At 41.7% G+C, this 216-nt stretch carries 1 protein-coding gene; it reads left to right on the forward strand.

Annotated elements, in window-relative coordinates; translation table 11 throughout:
* Nucleotides 1–216, forward strand: a 216-nt coding sequence (locus tag G6042_RS00010; RefSeq protein WP_169522281.1) for a hypothetical protein, incomplete at both ends; no start/stop codon positions are given.

Below are 216 nucleotides of genomic sequence, written 5' to 3' on the forward strand. Positions count from 1 at the left end.
ACCCAACGTTGACCGATTTAGAAAACAATACCAATGAAATCACCAACCCATCAGCAGCATTGGTAGGCGATACGACTTTGACCAACGATCCAATCAATTTGGTACAATATGTTTACATCGCTGTTTCGGGTAACAATACCATCGACCATACCGGAAGAAAGTGTTATACCGTTGTACCACAAGGTTACATCATCAACCCGTTACCAACAGTAGATA

The organism is Flavobacterium solisilvae (assembly GCF_012911605.1).
Taxonomy (GTDB): domain Bacteria; phylum Bacteroidota; class Bacteroidia; order Flavobacteriales; family Flavobacteriaceae; genus Flavobacterium; species Flavobacterium solisilvae.